Annotated in this window: 16 protein-coding genes; 1 reads left to right on the forward strand and 15 read right to left on the reverse strand. The window is 67.3% G+C overall.

What is annotated here, in order from left to right; genetic code table 11:
• Positions 1 to 48 precede the first annotated feature (48 nt).
• The gene (locus ACO2Q9_RS05040) at positions 49 to 693 is read left to right on the forward strand and encodes a Smr/MutS family protein (protein WP_423308924.1); all 645 of its coding nucleotides are present in this window, start codon (positions 49 to 51) and stop codon (positions 691 to 693) included.
• Positions 694 to 706: 13 nt separating this feature from the next.
• Here ACO2Q9_RS05040 and ACO2Q9_RS05045 read toward each other — a convergent pair whose 3' ends face one another.
• The 15 genes from ACO2Q9_RS05045 to ACO2Q9_RS05115 form a co-directional block, all read right to left on the reverse strand.
• A complete protein-coding gene (locus tag ACO2Q9_RS05045) occupies positions 707 to 1,111 on the reverse strand; it encodes a group II truncated hemoglobin (protein ID WP_423308926.1) in 405 nt (134 codons plus the stop codon).
• Complete coding sequence (locus ACO2Q9_RS05050; protein WP_423308928.1) at positions 1,108 to 3,633, reverse strand: ABC transporter permease; 2,526 nt, start codon at positions 3,631 to 3,633, stop codon at positions 1,108 to 1,110. The genes ACO2Q9_RS05045 and ACO2Q9_RS05050 overlap by 4 nt, the downstream gene beginning before the upstream one ends.
• Positions 3,630 to 4,517: a formate dehydrogenase accessory sulfurtransferase FdhD gene (locus ACO2Q9_RS05055; RefSeq protein ID WP_423308930.1), complete on the reverse strand. Its 888-nt coding sequence runs from the start codon at positions 4,515 to 4,517 to the stop codon at positions 3,630 to 3,632. Before ACO2Q9_RS05055 ends, ACO2Q9_RS05050 begins: the two co-directional genes overlap by 4 nt.
• 91 nt (positions 4,518 to 4,608) lie before the next feature.
• Entirely contained in the window at positions 4,609 to 4,998 is a 390-nt protein-coding gene (locus ACO2Q9_RS05060) for a hypothetical protein (protein WP_423308932.1), read from the reverse strand.
• Positions 4,999 to 5,019: 21 nt separating this feature from the next.
• Positions 5,020 to 6,225 (reverse strand): formate dehydrogenase subunit gamma, encoded by a 1,206-nt coding sequence (locus ACO2Q9_RS05065; RefSeq protein ID WP_423308934.1) that lies wholly within the window; start codon positions 6,223 to 6,225, stop codon positions 5,020 to 5,022.
• Between the two features lie 10 nt (positions 6,226 to 6,235).
• Positions 6,236 to 6,466 (reverse strand): hypothetical protein, encoded by a 231-nt coding sequence (locus ACO2Q9_RS05070; RefSeq protein WP_423308936.1) that lies wholly within the window; start codon positions 6,464 to 6,466, stop codon positions 6,236 to 6,238.
• Positions 6,463 to 7,080, reverse strand: a complete 618-nt coding sequence (fdh3B, locus tag ACO2Q9_RS05075; RefSeq protein ID WP_423308938.1) for a formate dehydrogenase FDH3 subunit beta — start codon at positions 7,078 to 7,080, stop codon at positions 6,463 to 6,465. Before fdh3B ends, ACO2Q9_RS05070 begins: the two co-directional genes overlap by 4 nt.
• 15 nt (positions 7,081 to 7,095) lie before the next feature.
• The gene (locus tag ACO2Q9_RS05080; protein WP_423308940.1) at positions 7,096 to 10,059 is read right to left on the reverse strand and encodes a formate dehydrogenase subunit alpha; all 2,964 of its coding nucleotides are present in this window, start codon (positions 10,057 to 10,059) and stop codon (positions 7,096 to 7,098) included.
• A gap of 30 nt (positions 10,060 to 10,089) precedes the next feature.
• Complete coding sequence (locus tag ACO2Q9_RS05085; protein ID WP_423308942.1) at positions 10,090 to 10,317, reverse strand: twin-arginine translocation signal domain-containing protein; 228 nt, start codon at positions 10,315 to 10,317, stop codon at positions 10,090 to 10,092.
• 126 nt (positions 10,318 to 10,443) lie between these two features.
• Positions 10,444 to 11,085 carry a TorD/DmsD family molecular chaperone gene (locus ACO2Q9_RS05090; RefSeq protein WP_423308944.1) on the reverse strand — a complete coding sequence of 214 codons (642 nt, stop codon included), beginning with the start codon at positions 11,083 to 11,085 and terminating at the stop codon, positions 10,444 to 10,446.
• A complete protein-coding gene (locus ACO2Q9_RS05095; protein WP_423309932.1) occupies positions 11,078 to 13,159 on the reverse strand; it encodes a 4Fe-4S binding protein in 2,082 nt (693 codons plus the stop codon). The genes ACO2Q9_RS05090 and ACO2Q9_RS05095 overlap by 8 nt, the downstream gene beginning before the upstream one ends.
• Complete coding sequence (locus ACO2Q9_RS05100; RefSeq protein WP_423308946.1) at positions 13,119 to 13,787, reverse strand: DUF3306 domain-containing protein; 669 nt, start codon at positions 13,785 to 13,787, stop codon at positions 13,119 to 13,121. The genes ACO2Q9_RS05095 and ACO2Q9_RS05100 overlap by 41 nt, the downstream gene beginning before the upstream one ends.
• Positions 13,780 to 14,370, reverse strand: a complete 591-nt coding sequence (locus ACO2Q9_RS05105; RefSeq protein WP_423308948.1) for a DUF3305 domain-containing protein — start codon at positions 14,368 to 14,370, stop codon at positions 13,780 to 13,782. The genes ACO2Q9_RS05100 and ACO2Q9_RS05105 overlap by 8 nt, the downstream gene beginning before the upstream one ends.
• A complete protein-coding gene (gene fdhF / locus ACO2Q9_RS05110; protein WP_423308950.1) occupies positions 14,357 to 17,287 on the reverse strand; it encodes a formate dehydrogenase subunit alpha in 2,931 nt (976 codons plus the stop codon). Before fdhF ends, ACO2Q9_RS05105 begins: the two co-directional genes overlap by 14 nt.
• A complete protein-coding gene (locus tag ACO2Q9_RS05115) occupies positions 17,284 to 19,122 on the reverse strand; it encodes an NADH-ubiquinone oxidoreductase-F iron-sulfur binding region domain-containing protein (protein WP_423308952.1) in 1,839 nt (612 codons plus the stop codon). The genes fdhF and ACO2Q9_RS05115 overlap by 4 nt, the downstream gene beginning before the upstream one ends.
• Positions 19,123 to 19,159: the final 37 nt, after the last annotated feature.

The following is a 19,159-nucleotide window of genomic DNA, read 5'->3' on the forward strand; positions in this document are numbered from 1 at the left end:
CAGACTCGCACGCTTGCACGACAATGCGCCTTCCATGAGGTGCCGACCTTGAAAGCCAAATCGCTGCAGGACCTTGCAGCCATCCGCCGCAAGCTCGCCGACGACCAGGCACGCGCCGCGCGCGAAGCCGCGGAACGACGCGAGGCCGAGCGCAAGTTGCGCTCCGAACAGGACCTGTTCGTGCGTGCCGCCGGGCAGGTCACCCGCCTGCCCGATCGTGGCCGCGCGCATCTGCCGCATGACCCGCCACCGCCCATCGCGGTGCAGCACCAGCTCGACGAGCAACGCGTGCTGCGCGAATCGATGAGCGATGACTTCGACTTCACCACCTTGCTGGATACCGACGACGCCTTGAGCTTCCGCCGTCCCGGCGTGGGCACCGATGTCACGCGCAAGCTGCGCAAGGGCGACTGGCGCATCCAGCGCGAGATCGACCTGCACGGCCTGCGCACCGACGACGCGCGCGAGGCGCTGGGCAGCTTCATCCGTGAGGCATTCAAGCAGGGCTTGCGCTGCGTGCGCGTGGTGCACGGCAAGGGCCTGGGGTCACCGGGCAAGACGCCGGTGCTCAAGGGCAAGGTGCAGGGCTGGCTGATCCAGAAGAACGAAGTGCTGGCTTTCGTGCAGGCGAGGCCGGCCGAGGGCGGCGCGGGGGCGCTGGTGGTGTTGCTGCAACCTTCGCCGCAATCCTGACGATCACGCGGCGTCAGGCACCGACATTCCGCATCCAGTCCGCCGTCTGGAAGAAGCTCTGCTTCAATCGCGCGCGCAGGTCGTCGGGCACACCCGTCTCGCCCATCGCCTGGTCCATGCAGGCAAGCCACTGGTCGCGCTCGAGGATGCCGATCTTGAATGGCATGTGGCGCATGCGCAGGCGCGGATGGCCGAAGCGCTCGGTGTAGTGCTGCGGCCCGCCGAGCCAGCCGCAAAGGAACCAGAAGAGGCGCTGGCGAGCGTTCTCCAGCGTGTCGCCGTGCGCGGCGCGCAGTGCGGCGTAGCCCGGTTCCAGGTCCATGAGGTCATAGAACCGGTCGACCAATGCGCGCACCTTGTCTTCGCCGCCGATCCATTCGAAGGGCGTGGCGAAGGGTGGCTTTTCCTCGATGTTCATTGCGCAGCGCGACGCAGCGTTTCCACGACCGGGCGGCGCAGGACTTCACGCAGACCCCACCAGCCCGCGGCCAGCGCGAGCACCGCACCGACCAGCGCACCGGCCAGCGGCACCAGCGGCGACGCGTTCCAGCTGAACTGGAATGCAAATCGCGCCAGCGCCCAGCCCACGGCCACCGCCACCACGCTGGCCAGGAAGCCGGCGAGCAGGCCTGTCCCTGCCAGTTCCGCGCGCTGAACCTGGCGCAGCAGCGATGAGCTCGCGCCCACCGCACGCATGATGGCGAATTCGCGCGCACGCTCCTCGCGCGTGGCCGTCACGGCCGCGAACAGCACCACGAGGCCCGCCGCCAGCGTGAAGCCGAAGAGGAACTCCACCGCGCGGATCACCTGGTCGAGCACGCGCTGCACCTGCGTGATGGTGGCTGTCATGTCCACATTGGTCACGTTGGGGAAGGCGCGCACCAGTGCATTGTCGAAGCCGCGCGTCTCCGGAGCGCGGAAGGCCGACATGTAGGTGACGGGCACGTCATCGAGATGGTCCACCGGGTACATCGCGAAGAAGTTCGCGCGCATCGAGCCCCAGTCCACCTTGCGCAGCGACGTGATCTTCGAATCCTTCTGGATGCCGCCGATGTCGAAGCGCACCGTGTCGCCGACCTTGAGGCCCAGCCGCTCGGCGATGCCCTCTTCGAAACTGATGCCGTCCTTCTCACCCGCCGTCCAGCGGCCTGCGGTGATCTGGTTGTGTGCGGGCTGCACACTGGCATTCGACAGGTTGAACTCGCGGTCCACCTGCCGCTTGGCGCGATCGTCGGTGTAGTCGTCAGGCGAGACCGGCCGGCCATTGATCGCGACCAGGCGGCCGCGGATCATGGGGAACCAGTCGAACTTCTGCACGCCGCCGTCGCGCAGCGCCTTCTGGAACGCCTCGTTCTGGTCCGGCATGACGTTGATGACGAAACGGTTGGGCGAATCCGGCGGCGTGGCCTGGCGCCAGCTGCTGATGAGGTCCGTGCGCAACAGCACGAGCAGCATCAGCGCGAGCAGGCCCACGGCGAGCGCACTCACCTGCACCACGGTGTAGATCGGCCGGGCCGAGATCTGCCGCGTGGCTAGCACCAGCCAGCGCGGTGCGGTGGCTTCATTGACGCTGCGCCGCAGCAGCTTGACCGCGAGCCATGACAGCCCGGCGAAGATCACCACCGCGCCCGCAAACCCGCCGACGGCGATCAGCCCCATCAGCAAATCACTGCTTGCGGCCACCAGCAGCGCTGCGAAACCGGCCACGCCGATGCCGAGCACGGCCAGCGAAGTCGGCTTGAGGCCGCCCACATCGCGGCGGATGACGCGCAGCGGCGGCACCTGCGCCAGCTGCAGCACCGGCGGCAAGCCGAAAGCGAACAGCAGCGTGAGGCCCATGCCCATGCCGAACATCACCGGCCACAGGCTCGGCGCGGGCAACGCCGTTTCCACCAGACCGGCCAGCAGCAGCACAAAGACGTAGTGCACACCGAAACCGATGGCCACGCCCAGCGCACTGGCGAACACACCGATCAGCGCGAACTCGAATGCATAGCTGCGCGCGATGGTGCGCTGGCTCTGGCCGAGCACGCGCAACATGGCGCAGTCGTCCAGGTGGTTCGCCGCAAAGCCGCGCGCAGCCAGTGCGACCGCCACGGCGGAAAGCAATGCAGACAGCAGCGCCACGAGGTTCAGGAATTTCTCCGCGCGGTCCAGCGTCTGGCGCATGCCTTCCTGGCCGCCCTCGAGCGACTCGACGCGCGCGCCGCGCAGGCTCTTCACCTCGGCCACGGCCCAGTCGGAGAAGGCCTTGACGTCACGGTCATTGCCCGCCACGGCATAGCGCCATGTGATGCGGCTGGCCGGCTGCACCAGGTGCGTGGCGGCGAGGTCGGCCTGGTTGATCATCACGCGCGGGGAAAAGCTCATGAAGCCGCTGCTGCCGCGGTCGGGCTCGGTCACGATGATGCGGCCGATGCGCAACTGTGCATCGCCCAGCAGCAGCGTGTCGTTCATCTTCAGGTCCAGCGCGTCGAGCAGCGGGCCGTCGATCCATGCCTCGCCGGGCGCCGGTATGTCGCGCGTCTTCGCGCCGGGCTCGCCCGGCTGGCCGGTCACGGTGAGGTTGCCCCGGAGCGGATATCCCGCTTCGACGACTTTGAGGGCCACGAGCTTGCTCGCGCCGCCCTGTGCATCGGTCGCACGTGCCATGGTCGGAAAGCCCAGCGTGCCCGTGGCATCGAGGCCGAGCGCTTTCGCGCGGTCGATGAAGGCCTGCGGCGTCGGCGTGTCGCTCGCCACCACGGCGTCGCCGCCCAGGAGTTGCCGCGCATCGCGTTGCAGGCCGCCCTTCAACCGGTCGGCGAAGAAGCCGACGGCCGTGAGCGCAGCCACGGCCAGCGTGACGGCGACGATGAGCAGGCGCAGTTCACCCGCGCGAAGATCGCGCACGAGGGTGCGCCAGCCCAGGCGCAGTGAAGACGAATTGGCGGTGGTCATGGTTCTGCGTGGAGTACTCGATCGTCGGGAAGTTTCTGGCTGACAACGGGGATGGCGGCGAGTGACGGGTCGAGCACGAGCCTGTCGGCGCCGCTGTAACAGAGGAAGCGCCTGTTCACGGCGCGGCCGATGGTGCACAGGCCCAACTGGCTCGCGATGTCCTGCCCCATCTGCGTGATGCCGCTGCGCGAGACGACGATGGGCACGCCCATCTGCGCGGACTTGATCACCATCTCGCTGGTGAGACGGCCCGTGGTGTAGAACACCTTGTCGCCGCCGGTCATGTCACCGGGCTGCATCCACATCCAGCCGGCAATCGTGTCGATGGCGTTGTGGCGGCCCACGTCCTCCACGAAGAGGAGCAGTTCCTCGCCCCGGAACAGCGCGCAGCCGTGCACCGACCCGGCGGATTTGTAGGTCGTCTCCTTGAGGCGGATGGCGTTGACGATGCCATAGAGCTCGGCCTGCGTGAGGCGCGCCTGCGACGCATCGGGCAGGCGGATGGATTCGATCTCGTCCATCAGGCCACCGAACACGCTGCCCTGGCCGCAGCCGGTGGTGACCACGCGCTTCGATGTGCGCTCCTCGATGCGTTCGATGCCGTTCTTCGTTTTCACGGCGGCTGCGCCGACTTCCCAGTCGACGGTGATGGAGTCGACGTCGGCCACGTCCTTCACCAGCCGCTGGTTGCGCAGATAGCCCAGCACCAGCAGTTCAGGTGCGGCGCCCAGTGTCATCAGCGTGACGAGTTCGCGCTTGTCCACATAGACGGTGAGCGCGCGCTCCGCAGGAATCTGCACCGTATCGCGCTCGCCGTGTTCGTTCACGACTTCGACGTCGCGCACCAGCGGGGCGCTGGCGTGGGTCAGGCGGGGCAGGGACATGGTGTGAGGCTACAGCAAAAAGGGCCATGCCCCGAAGGACATGGCCCCTTGAAACAACGGGGATTCGGCGGGACGTCCGGACTTCAGTCCATCAGGGCTTCTTGGCCGGCGCCACTTCAGACGCCGACTTGGCGGTGTTGTTGGGCGGGCTGCCGGTGGTCGTGGCCGGTGAATGCGCGCCGGCCGCTTCGATGGGCCTCACTTCCGCGGGCGGCGTGTAGACGAAAGGACCCGGGTCGGCGCAGGGCGGTGTGTCCATGGGCTTCACGTCCTTGCCGGCGGCTTTCGCGGTCTTGAGGTAATGGGCCGCCACGCGGTTCTGCGCCTGGCACAGCAGGTAGCCTTCCTTCTTGGTGGTCCAGGCGGTGCGCGCGGCCGTTTCGGCGGCCTTGGCCTTGGCCGCGTCGTTGGGCGGCGGCAGCTTGGCCACGGCGCTGCCGGCAGCGATGGCGCAGACCAGGGGGATGAGCAACTTCTTCATGGGGTTAACTCCTGAAAACGCCTAGACGCGAACCGGCGAACCGTCGGGTGCGGTCTGCGTGGGCGGCGTGCGTTGCGCGGGGATCTTGCCGGCCTTGATGTCGTCGTACCAGAGCTCGTGGTGTTCCTTCGCCCAGGTCTCGTCGACGTAACCGGTCTTCATGGCCTTGTACGCACCGCGCATGCCGATCGTGCCCAGGTAGATGTGGCCGAGGAACATGCACATCATCAGCACGGCCGCGACGGCGTGGATCATGTGTGCGATCTGCATCTCGCCGCGCAGGTAGAGGAAGCCGGGCACCAGCTTGTCCAGGAACAGGCCCGAGCCCACGACGATGAGGCCGAGGAAAAACACGCCGCCCCAGAACACCGCCTTCTCGCCCGCGTTGAAGCGGTGCGAAGGCACGTGCTCGCCGGTGATGAGGCCGCCGCCCTTGCGCAGCCACAGCAGGTCTTCGCGGCGCGGCAGGTTGTCGCGCACGAAGGTCAGCAACACGACGACCAGCGACACGGCGAACAGCGGGCCGGTGAAGTTGTGCAGGTTCTTCAATGCATAGGTGAGCCAGCCGAACAGCGTGCTGCCGATGACAGGCAGCAGGAAGAACTTGCCGAAGGCCATGATGATCCCGGAGATCGCCAGCGCGCAGAACGCGATGGCGTTCACCCAGTGCGCCGCGCGCTCGAAGTAGGTGAAGCGCTCGATCTTGCGGCCCGTCTCCGCGCCGTAGCCGATGCTGCCCTTGGCGAAGTAGAACAGCGCGATCGCCACGACAACGATCACCAGCAGCGCGCCGCCGTAGGGAATGATCCACCAGTTGCGCACCTGCCGCCAGGCTTCGCCGGCGTTGGTGAGGCGCGAGCCCGGGTATTGCACGAACTTCTGGATGAGGTTGCCCGCTTCGGGCGCCTCCGTGACGGGCAGGCTGCTGTAGCCGGTGACGCCCTGCCCGACCTGGCGCCACATCGGCGCGTTGTTCCCGGGCTGCACCTTGGCGCGCTCGGCGTTGGTCTGGTTGGCGTAGTTCGGGTCACTGCTCGCGTCGGGCTTGACCTCGAAGATGTTCTGGCCCTGGATGCCGGGCATCGCGGCGGGTGCGGGGGTCGCTGCGGCAGCAGGGGTTGCGGCCGGCGCAGACGCTGCAGGTGCGGGCGCAGCCTTCTCCTGGGAGATCGCCGGCAGGCTCCACGCGGCGACGGCCAGCAACAGCGCAGTGGTCAGTTGCTTCATGGTCGTGCCTTCAGCGCTTGCTGACCTTGTTGTATTCGTTCTGGCCGCCCTGGGCGCGGGCTTTGAGTTCCTGCTCCCACGAGGTGCGGTCGCCCGCCTTCCAGCCCGGGGCGGTGAAATTGCTGCCGGTGCCGCTGTAGGCCGTGCTGTCCTGCTTGATGCCGCTGCCGATGGTCTGCGGCTTTTCGCCGCAGGCGGCCAGCGCGACGGCCGATGCGATGACGATGGCAGCCGCCTTCATGACTTGGCTCCATTGGGCTGGCCAGCCTGCTTCGAGCCGTAGGCGGTGCCCCAGCCCCACACTTCGGCGCCCTTGCCGCGTTGCAGCACGCGGGTGCGGAAGATGTCGGCCACCACATCGCCGTCGCCGGCGAGCAGTGCCTTGGTCGAGCACATTTCGGCACAGGCCGGCAGCTTGCCCTCGGCCAGGCGGTTGCGGCCGTACTTCTCGAACTCGGCCTGGCTGCCGTTGGCCTCGGGGCCACCGGCGCAGAAGGTGCACTTGTCCATCTTGCCGCGAACGCCGAAGGTGCCTTGCGCGGGGAACTGCGGCGCGCCGAAGGGGCAGGCGTACGAGCAGTAGCCACAACCGATGCACACGTCCTTGTCGTGCAGCACCACACCTTCTTCGGTCTTGTAGAAGCAGTTGACGGGGCAGACCGCCATGCAGGGTGCGTCCGAGCAGTGCATGCACGCGACCGAGATGGACTTCTCGCCGGGCACGCCGTCGTTGAGCGTGACCACACGGCGGCGGTTCACGCCCCAGGGGACTTCGTGTTCGTTCTTGCAGGCCGTAACGCAGCCATTACATTCGATGCAGCGTTCCGCATCACAGACAAATTTCATTCGTGCCATCGTGGTCCCCTTTTCTTATGCCGCTTCGACGTTGCAGATCGTCGACTTGGTTTCCTGCATCATCGTCACGCTGTCGTACCCGTAGGTGGTCGACGTGTTGATGGCCTCGCCGCGCACGATGGGCGCAGCACCTGCCGGGTAGTGGGCCAGCATGTCCGCGCCCTGCCAGCGGCCCGAGAAGTGGAACGGCATGAACACCGTGTCCGGCCCGACGCGTTCGGTCACCAGCGCCTGCACATTCAGGCGCGCGCCGGTCGGCGTGACGACCCAGCAGCGCCCGCCGTTGCGGATGCCCTTGTCGGCCGCGACCTTCGGGTTGATCTCGATGAACATCTCCTGCTGCAGTTCGGCCAGCCAGGGGTTGGAGCGGGTTTCTTCGCCGCCGCCTTCGTATTCGACGAGACGGCCCGAAGTCATGACGAGCGGGAACTTCTCGTGCAGCTTGTCGGCGATGTTCTTCTGCTGGATCGACTTGTACAGCGTCGGCAGGCGCCAGAAGGCCATCTTGTCGTCGTGCGACGGGTATTTGGCCATCAGGTCGCCGCGGTTGCCGTACAGCGGCTCGCGATGCTGCGGGATCGGATCGGGGAAGTTCCACACCACGGCACGCGCCTTGGCGTTGCCGAACGGATGGCAGCCGTGGTTCTGCATGAACACGCGGATCATGCCGCCCGAGTTGTCGGTCTTCCAGTTCTTGCCTTCGGCCAGCTTCTTCTCTGGCTCGGTGAGTTCGTCCCACCAGCCGAGCTTCTTGAGCAGCAGGTGGTCGAGCTCGGGGTAGCCGGTGGTGATGTCGGCGCCGACCGAGTGCGAACCGTCTTCGGCCAGCAGGCTCTTGCCATCGCGCTCCACACCGAAGTTCGCGCGGAAGTTGCCGCCCCCCTCCATCACGTGCTTGGAGGTGTCGTACAGGTTGGGCGAGCCCGGGTGCTTGAACTGCGGCGTGCCCCAGCACGGCCACGGCAGGCCGAAATAGTCGCCCGACAGGTCGTAGCCGTTGACGGCGTCCTTGCCACCCTTCGACTTGAGCGTCTTGACGTCGAACACGTGCATGTTGCGCATGTGGGCCTGCAGCCGCTCGGGGCTCTGGCCGGTGTAGCCGATGGTCCACACACACTTGTTGATCTCGCGCAGGATGTCGTCCGGCACGGGCTCGTCCATGCCGTTGACCTTCTGCATCTTGTAGTTCTTGACCAGCTCCTTGCCGAAGCCGAGCTTCTCGGCGAACTGGTACATGATCATGTGGTCGGAGCGGCTCTCCCACAGCGGCTCGATCACCTTCTCGCGCCATTGCAGCGAGCGGTTGGACGCGGTGCAGGAACCGCTGGTCTCGAACTGCGTCGCCGCCGGCAGCAGGTACACCGCGCGGTTGGGGTTGAGGTCCTCGGCCTTGCCGGGCATTGCAGCCATGGCCGCAGTGGCCGACGGATACGGATCCACCACCACCAGCAGGTCCAGCTTGTCCATCGCGCGCTTCATTTCGAGGCCGCGCGTCTGCGAGTTGGGCGCGTGGCCCCAGAAGAAGACGCCGCGCAGGTTGGAGTCCTGGTCGATCAGTTCGTTCTTCTCCAGGATGCCGTCGATCCAGCGCGAGACGGTGATGCCGGGCTTGGACATCATCGCGGGCGATGCGAAGCGGCCCTTGATCCAGTCGAACTCCACGCCCCAGGCGTTGGCGAAGTGCCGCCACGAGCCTTCGACGATGCCGTAGTAGCCGGGCAGCGAGTCGGGGTTGGGGCCGACGTCGGTCGCGCCCTGCACGTTGTCGTGGCCGCGGAAGATGTTGGTGCCGCCGCCGCTCTTGCCCACATTGCCCAGCGCCAGTTGCAGGATGCACGAGGCACGCACCATCGCATTGCCGATGGTGTGCTGCGTCTGGCCCATGCACCACACGATGGTGCCGGGGCGGTTCTCGTTGAGCATGGTGGCGATCTGCAGCACGCGCGCTTCGGGCACGCCGCAGGCTTCTTCCACCTTGTCCGGTGTCCACTTGGCCATGATGTCGGCCTTCACCGCATCCATGCCGAAGACACGGTCGTTGATGTACTGCTTGTCTTCCCAGCCGTTCTTGAAGATGTGATACAGCAGGCCGAAGAGGAACGGGATGTCGGCCCCCGAGCGGATGCGCACATATTCGTCCGCCTTGGCCGCCGTGCGCGTGAAGCGCGGGTCGACCACGATCATCTTGCAGCCGGTCTCCTTGGCGTGCAGCATGTGCAGCAGGCTCACCGGGTGGGCTTCAGCCGCGTTGGAGCCGATGTACAACGCGACCTTGCTGTTCTGCATGTCGTTGTACGAATTGGTCATCGCACCGTAGCCCCAGGTGTTGGCCACGCCGGCCACCGTGGTCGAGTGGCAGATGCGGGCCTGGTGGTCGCAGTTGTTGCTCCCCCAATAGCTCACGAACTTGCGCAGCAGGTAAGACTGCTCGTTGCTGTGCTTGGACGAACCGACCCAGTAGATCGAGTCCGGCCCGCTGGCCTTGCGCAGCTCCATCAGCTTCGCGCTGATTTCGGTGAGCGCGGTGTCCCAGCTGATGCGCTGGTACTTGCCGTTCACCAGCTTCATCGGATAACGCAGGCGGAATTCACCGTGGCCATGCTCGCGCAGCGAAGCGCCCTTGGCGCAGTGCGCGCCGAGGTTGATCGGCGAATCGAACACCGGTTCCTGGCGCACCCAGACGCCGTTTTCCACCACCGCATCCACCGCGCAGCCCACGGAGCAGTGCGTGCAGACCGTGCGACGCACACTGATCTGCTTGTTGCCCATGCCGGCAGGCTTGCCCTCGGCGGCGTTGGCCTTCTTCACCAGGCTCAGCTGCGATGCGGCGATACCCACCCCCACGCCCAGACCCGAGCGGCGCAGGAACGCGCGGCGGTCCATGGTGGGCAACGTCTGCGACAGGCCGCGCTGCAGGCTGTGGATGAACGGCGAGCGGCCGGCTGCATGGGCCGATCCGGATTTCTTGGTCAACAACATGTGGGGCTCCTCAAAGCGGGCCAGGGCGAATCAGAGACGGGTGGTCTTGTAGTAGCGCTTGACGTGCTCGGACAGCGTGTAGCCGCCGCCACGCTCGGGCGCGGGGCGTGCGGCTTCGGTCACCGGGGCGACGTCGATCCTGGGCAGGGCCACCGTGGCGGCGGCTGCGGCACCGACGGTGGCCGCACCTGCGAAGAAATTGCGGCGGGAAGTTCCCGAAGGGGAAGCGCCGGGCTTGTTTTGCTGGCTGTCCTGCATGAAAAGTCTCCAGGAAGGGCTGGCGTTATGAAATGCTTTGCATACTGTAACGGCACGAGCGGTGCACCGCAATGATGCGCGAGGGAAATCCGACCAAACTACATAGGGGAAAACGCGCAGAACGAGTCACTGCAGCATGTCGAAGCCTTGCGCCTCCACGCTCACGAAAGCCTGTGTGAAGCCCGCGAGCGCCCGATAGAAGCGCGCCTTCGGATGCGCCGCCAGCGCCTCGCACAGGGCCGGCACCCAGGGCTGCACGTGCGCCGAGAAGAACTCGTGCTGCCTGGTGAGGTTGGCCACTTCGACGTCGTCGCCCGCGATCAGATAGCGCATGACCTCGCAAATGCAGGCCACGTGGTCCTCGGTCTCTCGCATGGCATCGTCGCGGGCCAGGCCCAGCGCGGCCAGGTCGGTGCGCAGTTGTGCGAGCGGCTTCTCGTTGAGAAAGCCGCTCAGGTAATGCGAACCGAAGAGGTACACCTCGGGCTTGCCGATGCCGCCGAACAGTGCGTCGTATTCATCCAGCACTGCAATATCGGAGAGGTCACGCGCGGCGGCGACGACCTCGCGCCACGGTTCCTCGAGGAAGCCGCCTGCCGCAGGTGCCTCGGTGGCGGCCACGCGCAGTTGCGCCATGAGTTCGGGCGCGGGCGGCGCGTAATACAGCGCGGCCAGCAGGCCGTACACCTCGGCACGCGCGGTTTCCTCGTCCAGCGCGGACGCGACCGGGATGCCGCCTTGCACGGCAGCGGTGATGGAATCAGACATCGGTGATCTTCGCTTCGTTGTCGGCCGAATAGATGTCGATCACCCGGCAGTCGCCACACATCTTCAGGCGCTCCAGCGCCGCACCCTGGAACATCGAGTGGCCGCTCAGCTTGCCGAGCATCGCCTCGATGGCCTTGAGCGTGCCGAAGGGCTTGCCGCAACGCACGCAGGAATAAGGCTTCGTCTCGTTGAGTACGCGTGCTTCCTTGCGCTGCGGCGTGAGCAGCAGGCGCGGCACGAGCGACACGGCATCTTCAGGGCAGGTCTTCACGCACAGGCCGCACTGCACGCAGTTCTTCTCGATGAAGCGCAACTGCGGCATCTGCGGGTTGTCCTGCAACGCGCTGGCCGGACAGGCGCTCACGCACGACAGGCACAGCGTGCAGGTGTCGCGGTTGACCGTGATGCTGCCGAAGGGCGCGCCCGAAGCGGGCAGGTCGATGGCCTCCGGCAGTTGTTCGGCCAGCGGCGCGTTCGAGATCAGATGGTCGAGCGCCAGATCGAGCGTGCTGCGCTTTTCCCTGGCGACCGCGAAGCGCGCGGCTTGCTGCGGCACGCGCTGCTTCGTCTGCGCGAGCGATTGCAATGCGGCATCGAGCGAAGCCACGTCGTGGGCCGCCAGCAGGCGGAAATGCGTGCCCGTGTAGCCCAGGCCGTTCAGCAGCGACTGCGCCACGGCCATCTGCGCGCGCAGCCCTTCGAGGTAGGCCGGCGCTTCTTCACCCGTGGTGAGCACGACGACCTGCGTCGCACCGAAAGCGACGGCGCCGAGCCAGAGGTCCAGCCCCGTGCTCGCCGTGTGCCACAGGCCGACGGGAATGACGTTCGCCGGCACACCTTTCGCACGGCGACCCGCAGACATCTGCGCGGTGCGGCCGAGCTCTTCCACCAGTGCCTGGCCGCGCGCCTGGCTGTGCAGCATGAGCACGGCGTCCTTGCCACCCGAAGCGGCGTAGGTGGACAGCAGCGTGCGGAACTTCAGGCCCTGCTCGGGCGTGCGGGGATAGGTGTAGGTCAGCGCGCCCGTGGGGCACACCGTGGTGCAGGCGCCGCAACCCACACAGAGGTTCGGGTTCACCTTGATCTGCTGGCGGCCCTTGTCGCTGGAGATGGCCTGTGCCGAGCAGATTTCGATGCAGGCATTGCAGCCCACGGTTTCGTTGCGGCTGTGCGCGCAGAGCTTCTGCTTGTAGTCGAAGAACTTGGGTTTTTCGAACTCGCCCACCATGTCGCGCAGTTTCACAGCCACGGGCAACAGCGCCGCCGCATCGCCACCGGCGACGTGGAAGTACCCCTGCGGCGGCGCATGCAGTCCGACGAGCGGCTTCGCGCCGAGGTCGAGCACGAGGTCGAACGCTTCTTCGCGCGACTGCGCGTCGCGCGTGAAGCTGATCGCACCGGCCACGCCGCACGCATCCACGCAATCGCGGTGCGAGGTGCAGCGCGACATGTCGATCTGGTAGTCCGCGCCGATCGCGCCTTCCGGGCAGGCGGCCACGCAGGCATTGCAGCGCGCGCACAGGTCCAGGTCGATCGGATTGTCCTGCGACCAGTTGAGCTTGAAGGCACCCAGCCAGCCGGTGAGTGCAAGCTTGCCGCCCGCCAGCACCGGGTACTTGCGCTCCTGCACGCCCCCCTCCGCAACGCCCGGGCCGGTGGCGAACAGCGTCACATTCAGCACATCGTCCAGCAGCGCGGCGGCACGCAATGCAGCGTCCATGGGGCCGAGGACGAGCACACGCCCGGCACTCTTGTATGTGACGGTGGCCACGGGCTCCGGGTCCGGCAGATGTGCAGCGGCCAGCAGCGCAGCGATCTTGGGCCCGGCGGCGGACGCATCGCGGCTCCATCCGCCGGTTTCGCGGATGTTGACGAACCGGATGACCGAGCGCGCCCCTTCGGTCTCGGTCGCCAGTTCGGCGAACAGGCGCTTTTCCTGCGTGCAGGCGACGACGACGTCATCACCGGTCTTGATGGCTTGCTGGAACGCGCCCGCCTCGCGGCGGCACAGCGTGGAGTGGAGCGTCAGGCTCTCATGAAGCGGCTCGCCCAGCGCCTGGGGGTCGAGCGGCATCGTCTGGTTGCAGTCGCAGATCAGCGTCGTGGGCATGTGTTTCTTGGCTGGCCGGCGGCTGGCTAGGAATTTCGTTGCATACCCCGGACTGTGCCACGTCCTGCGCGACATCGGCATCCGCAGCTTCCCCAGTGGAGTGGCCTGGGGGGGTATTCGGATCTTCCTTCTTTTCCTCGTCCCCGAACATGCCCAGGAACTTCGCACTGGCCAGTTGCCGCAGCACGCTTTCGGGCATCGGCGTGGTCAGGTTGTAGTCGTCGATGTAGACGTCCATGCGGTCCATCACATTGAAGTGCGGGTCGGTGAACAGCTTCTTCATCGCCGCATTGCGCACCTCGGGCGCCACGTGGCGGGCGACGAAGGGCTTGAAGTCGGATTCCTTCGTGAGCCCCTGCACATCGTCGAGGGTCAGGACTGGCTGCTCTGCGGGCCCTTTCGCGGCCTGCGCCTGCGGTGCACGCTGCTCGTCCGCAGGCAATGTGGCGGGTGGCGGCGTGACGGGCGCAGAGGCGGAAGCAGCGGGCCCAGGCGCTATGGGGGCAGCCACGGGTGCCGGCTCGTCCAGCGGCTTGCCCTCCCGCGCGTCGGCCTTGCGGCGCGACCAGCGGCCGAGGAAGCCGTCAGCCATGCTCGCCGCCTCCGCGCTTCTTTTCCGTCGTGACGGACGCCGGATTGCCGAAGCGGTCCGTCAGCGTGCGGAAGCTCTCGGGACGCTTGCGGCGCTTGGGTTCGATCACGTAATGCCGGGCGACGAAATCCATCATCCAGTCGATGACTTCCTGCGGCGCGGGCACCTGCTCCACCGTTTCCTGTGCGTCGAGCCAGCGGCCGGCATCGTGGTAGCTCAGGCTCACGGCCACGGGCCGGGCCATGAGCGCCTGGCCTTCGGGCACGGACTCGGGTTCGTCCATTCGCCACAGCACGAACCAGCATGGCGCGGGCGTGGTGCCGTTGAGGTAGTAGCCCTCGGCATCGTCGCGGAACAGTTCGACGACGAAGGGCGCATGCAGCCAGCGCTCTTCGCGGTCGTCCTTCAGCAGGAGCCGTGCGCCCTCGCCATGATGGGGCGACGGGGGCAGCACCTCGTGCAACACCCAGCGCCACGGCTGCCAGCGGTTGTCGATGCGCTCACGCCGCATGACCACGGCCACGTCGATCGACGGGCGCGCACTGGCGAGGGGAGATGCGTCGGTGACTTCAGGCGTGGACATGGGGCGATGTTATCGCCCCGGTTGCAGCCGCGTCGCCATGCGGGCCAAAGCCGGGCCGCGCCACGGGTTGGCCGCCGCGCGACAGTCGCACGGCGCAGTACTTGAATTCCGGAATCTTGCCGAACGGGTCGAGCTCGGAATGGGTCAGCACATTGGCTGCCGCCTCGTAATACGCGAACGGGATGAACACCGAACCCCGCGGCGTGCCGTCATCGCGCCGCGCATGCAAGGCCACGCTGCCCCGGCGCGATTCGACGGTGATGACGTCGCCCGGCTCGACGCCCAGCGCCTGCATGTCGTCGCCGCACAGCGATGCCGTGGCCTGCGGCTCGATGGCGTCGAGCACGCTGGCCCGCCGGGTCATGCTGCCCGTGTGCCAATGCTCGAGCTGCCGTCCGGTGATGAGCACGAACGGGAAATCGGCGTCGGGCCGCTCGGCAGCAGGAATGATGTCGGCCGGCACCAGCTTCACGCGTCCGCTCGGCGTAGGAAAGCGCTCGGTGAAGACCACCGGCTGCCCCGGATCGTCGGCGGAAAGGCACGGGTAGGTCACGCTCGATTCGCGCTCCAGACGCTGCCACGTGATGCCGCCGATGGCTGCGTGCATGGCCTGCCGCATTTCGTCGTACACCTGAGCGACCCCGTGGTCCGCCCCCTGGTAATGCCACTGCAGCCCCATCCGCAGCGCCAGTTGCTGGATGATCCACAGGTCATGCCGCGCATCTCCCGGAGGTGCGATGGCCTGGCGGCCCATCTGCACCATGCGGTCGGTGTTGCTCACCGTGCCGGTCTTCTCGGGCCAGGCGCTGGCGGGCAGGACGACGTCGGCCAGCCATGCGGTCTCGGTCATGAAGATGTCCTGCACCACGAGGTGCTGCAGGCTGGCCAGGGCGTGGCGCGCATGGTGGAGGTCGGGGTCGCTCATGGCCGGGTTCTCGCCCATGATGTACATCCCGCGGATCTTGTGCGGATCGCTGTCGGGCGCCAGTGCCTTGTGCATGATCTCGACGACCGTGTAGCCCGGCGTCGCGTCGAGTTCGCGCCCCCAGAAATTCTCGAACCACGCGCGGGCGGCGCTGTTGTCCACGCGCTGGTAGTTGGGCAGCATCATCGGGATGAGCCCCGCATCGCTCGCGCCCTGCACGTTGTTCTGCCCGCGCAGCGGATGCAGCCCGGTGCCCGCACGGCCGATCTGCCCTGCCACCGTCGCCAGCGCAATGAGGCAGCGCGCGTTGTCGGTGCCATGCACGTGCTGGCTCACGCCCATGCCCCAGAGGATCATCGCGCTGCCCGCAGCCGCATAGGCCCGGGCGACTTCGCGCAGCGTGTCGGCGGGCACGCCACAGATCGGCGCCATCGCCTCGGGGCTGTAGCCGCGCACGTTCTCGCGCAGCGCTTCGAAATTGCTGGCGCGCTCGCCGATGAAGGCGTCGTCGGCCAGCCCTTCTTCGATGATCACGTGGATCAGCGCATTGAGCATCGCCACGTCGGTATCGGGTTTGAACTGCATCACGCGCCACGCATGGCGGCCGATGTCGGTGATGCGCGGGTCGGCCAGCACGATGCGTGTGCCGCGTCGCGCGGCGTTCTTCATCCACGTCGCGGCCACCGGGTGGTTGGCCGTCGGGTTGGAGCCGATGACGATGATCAGGTCCGAGTGCGCGACATCGCCCACGGGGTTGCTCACCGCGCCCGAGCCCACGCCTTCGAGCAGCGCGGCCACGCTCGATGCATGGCACAGCCGCGTGCAGTGGTCGACGTTGTTGCTGCCGAAGCCGGTGCGCACCAGCTTCTGGAACAGGTACGCCTCTTCGTTGCTGCCCTTGGCCGAGCCGAAGCCCGCGAGCGACTTCGGGCCATGCGCATCGCGCAGCGCCGCGAGCGTGCCGCCGGCCAGCGCCAGCGCCTCGTCCCACGTGGCTTCGCGGAAGACCTCGCGCCAGTCGCCGGGCGGATGGTCCAGCAGGGCCGGGTCCTTGGCCACACCTTCCTTGCGGATCAGGGGCTTGAGCAGCCGGCCGGGATGGTGCGCGTAGTCGAAGCCGAAGCGGCCCTTGACGCACAGGCGCGAATGGTTGGCGGGGCCATCGCGCCCCTCCACCGCAACGATGCGTTCGTCGCGCACCTGGTAGGTGATCAGGCAACCCACGCCGCAGAACGGGCAGACGGAATCCACCTCACGATCGACCTTCTGCGATCCGACCCTGGTGCGCGGCGCGAGCGCACCGGTGGGACAGGCCTGCACACATTCGCCGCACGCGACGCAGGTGCTGTCGGCCATCGGGTCGTCCAGGTCGAAGACGATCTTCGACGCGCTGCCACGCAACGCGTAGCCGATCACGTCGTTCATCTGCTCCTCGCGGCACGCGCGCACGCAGCGGTTGCACTGGATGCACGCGTCGAGGTTCACCGCCATGGCCGGATGGCTCATGTCGGCGGCCACCGGTTCGCGCGCAATCGCCGCCAGCGCGGGACGCACGGACACCTGCATGCGGCCGGCCCAGTCACTCAGTTCGCCGTGCTGCGGTGCGGGCGCGTTGCCCTTGCCGGCATCGCCGTCGTTGCCGTCGTTGCCGTCGAGCCATTTGTAACCCTGCGCCGGCATGTCCGACAGCAGCATCTCCAGCACCATCTTCTGGCTGCGGCGCGGGCGATCGCCGCTGGCATTGACCTTCATGCCCGGCGTCGGTGCCCGGCAGCAACTGGGCGCTAGTGTGCGTTCGCCCTCGATCTCCACCACGCAGGCGCGGCAGTTGCCGTCCGGCCGCAGACCCGGCTTGTGGCAGAGGTTCGGAATCTCCACGCCTTGTCGCTTCGCGGCTGACCAGATCGACTCGCCGGGACCGGCATCGACGGATCGGCCATCGAGCGTGAACGTGACGGGCCCGGCGCCTTCGGGGAAATCGCGTGCGCTCATGCCTGCACCTCCGGGGTTTCCAGTTCCTGCGGGAAATAGCGTTCCACACAGCGCAGCGGGTTGGGCGCGGCCTGCCCCAGACCGCAGATCGATGCATCGACCATCACGTTGGCCAGATCGTCCAACGCCTCGCTGTCCCAGCGCGGTGCCTGCATCAGCTCGACCGCCTTCGCCGTGCCCACGCGGCACGGTGTGCACTGGCCGCAGCTTTCGTCCTTGAAGAAACGCATGGCGTTGAGCGCCGCGTCGCGCGCCAGGTCGGTATGACCCAGCACGACGACGGCCGCCGATCCGATGAAGCAGCCATGCGGTTGCAGCGTGTCGAAGTCCAGCGGCACATCGGCCAGGCGCGCCGGCAGGATGCCGCCGGATGCCCCGCCCGGCAGGTAGCCATACAGTTCGTGCCCCGGCTGCATGCCGCCGCAATATTCGTCCACCAGTTCACGCAAGGTGATCCCGGCGGGCGCGAGCTTGACGCCGGGCCGGCGCACGCGCCCGCTCACGCTGAAGCTGCGCAAACCCTTGCGTCCGTTGCGACCGAAGGATGTGAACCAGGCCGGCCCGCGTTCGACGATGTCGCGCACCCAGTAAAGCGTTTCGAAGTTGTGCTCCAGCGTCGGCCGGCCGAACAGGCCGACCTGCGCGATGTAGGGCGGCCGCATCCGGGGCTCGCCGCGCTTGCCTTCGAGGCTCTCGATCATCGCGGACTCTTCGCCGCAGATGTAGGCACCGGCACCGCGGCGCAGTTCGATGTGCGGCAGCGGGCATGGTGGATCGGCGCGCAGCTTCTCGAGTTCACGCTCGAGGAGGGCCCTGCAACCGTGGTATTCGTCGCGCAGGTAGATGTAGCAGGCCTCGGTGCCGACGACCTGCGCGGCAATCAGCAGGCCCTCGATGAAGCGGTGCGGATCGCGTTCGAGGTAGGTGCGGTCCTTGAATGTGCCGGGCTCGCCTTCGTCGATGTTCACCGCCATCAGCCTCGGTGCAGCTTGCTCACGCACGATGCGCCATTTGCGGCCCGCCGGGAACCCGGCGCCGCCGAGACCGCGCAGGCCCGACGTTTCCATGGCCGCGAGCACCGCCTCTGCATCCTGCTCCCCGTTGACGATCGCTGCAGCCAGGGCGTAACCGCCATGCGCACGATACGTCGCGTAATCGACGGTCGCCGGCGAGATGGTGACCTCGGCATGGCCGGTGACGGGCATTCCGGCCAGCGCGGCCGGTGCGAAACTGCTGCCGTCGACCGCCGGGGGATGCAGCGCTTGCGCGCGACCGGCAGCGATGGCTGCCACAGTCTGCGTCACGGTTTCCACCGACGCATGCGGCAACGGCAACTGATGCGCAACCACGACGGGCGCCTGTTCGCAACGGCCGACGCACGGGGCTTCGATCACGCGCACGTCGCTGCCCAGCAGATCGGGCAGCCGCTGCAGCAGGTCAGCGGCGCCGGCCATCCCGCACGACAGGCCGTTGCACACACGCACGGTCAGCGCGGCCACGGCATCGTCCGCCTTGACGACCTCGAAGTGGTGATAGAAGGTTGCCACCTCGTAGACCTCGGCCATCGGCAGGTTCATCTCGCGGGCCAGCGCCACGAGGTGCGGCTCACGCAGCGCGAGGTGGCGGTCGTTCAGGCCATGCAGGTATTCGATCAGCAGATCGCGGCGGTGTCCGTCTACCGGTCGCGGACCGATCAGCGCGCGCACCTCGGCCAGCGCCGCTTCATCGGGCTGCCGGCCCTTGAGCCGGCCACGCCGCTTCAGGCTGTGGCGCAACTCGTCCGCCGTGCCCAGGCTCACGGCCTGGACCGGCGGTGCCTCGGTCATCGTCTTCATCGGTGGGGCACGCTCGTTGGTTCGCCCGAGTGTCCGC

This window comes from Variovorax sp. VNK109, from assembly GCF_049445855.1.
In the GTDB taxonomy this organism is placed as follows: domain Bacteria; phylum Pseudomonadota; class Gammaproteobacteria; order Burkholderiales; family Burkholderiaceae_C; genus JAGOCV01.

Excerpts from the sequence above, each read along its gene's own strand:
- ACO2Q9_RS05045 (WP_423308926.1), bottom strand. The coding sequence starts at position 1,111 with ATGAACATCGAGGAAAAGCCACCCTTCGCCACGCCCTTCGAATGGATC.
- ACO2Q9_RS05050 (WP_423308928.1), bottom strand. The coding sequence starts at position 3,633 with ATGACCACCGCCAATTCGTCTTCACTGCGCCTGGGCTGGCGCACCCTC.
- ACO2Q9_RS05055 (WP_423308930.1), bottom strand. The coding sequence starts at position 4,517 with ATGTCCCTGCCCCGCCTGACCCACGCCAGCGCCCCGCTGGTGCGCGAC.
- ACO2Q9_RS05060 (WP_423308932.1), bottom strand. The coding sequence starts at position 4,998 with ATGAAGAAGTTGCTCATCCCCCTGGTCTGCGCCATCGCTGCCGGCAGC.
- ACO2Q9_RS05065 (WP_423308934.1), bottom strand. The coding sequence starts at position 6,225 with ATGAAGCAACTGACCACTGCGCTGTTGCTGGCCGTCGCCGCGTGGAGC.
- ACO2Q9_RS05070 (WP_423308936.1), bottom strand. The coding sequence starts at position 6,466 with ATGAAGGCGGCTGCCATCGTCATCGCATCGGCCGTCGCGCTGGCCGCC.
- fdh3B (WP_423308938.1), bottom strand. The coding sequence starts at position 7,080 with ATGGCACGAATGAAATTTGTCTGTGATGCGGAACGCTGCATCGAATGT.
- ACO2Q9_RS05080 (WP_423308940.1), bottom strand. The coding sequence starts at position 10,059 with ATGTTGTTGACCAAGAAATCCGGATCGGCCCATGCAGCCGGCCGCTCG.
- ACO2Q9_RS05085 (WP_423308942.1), bottom strand. The coding sequence starts at position 10,317 with ATGCAGGACAGCCAGCAAAACAAGCCCGGCGCTTCCCCTTCGGGAACT.
- ACO2Q9_RS05090 (WP_423308944.1), bottom strand. The coding sequence starts at position 11,085 with ATGTCTGATTCCATCACCGCTGCCGTGCAAGGCGGCATCCCGGTCGCG.
- ACO2Q9_RS05095 (WP_423309932.1), bottom strand. The coding sequence starts at position 13,159 with ATGCCGCTCGACCCCCAGGCGCTGGGCGAGCCGCTTCATGAGAGCCTG.
- ACO2Q9_RS05100 (WP_423308946.1), bottom strand. The coding sequence starts at position 13,787 with ATGGCTGACGGCTTCCTCGGCCGCTGGTCGCGCCGCAAGGCCGACGCG.
- ACO2Q9_RS05105 (WP_423308948.1), bottom strand. The coding sequence starts at position 14,370 with ATGTCCACGCCTGAAGTCACCGACGCATCTCCCCTCGCCAGTGCGCGC.
- fdhF (WP_423308950.1), bottom strand. The coding sequence starts at position 17,287 with ATGAGCGCACGCGATTTCCCCGAAGGCGCCGGGCCCGTCACGTTCACG.
- ACO2Q9_RS05115 (WP_423308952.1), bottom strand. The coding sequence starts at position 19,122 with ATGAAGACGATGACCGAGGCACCGCCGGTCCAGGCCGTGAGCCTGGGC.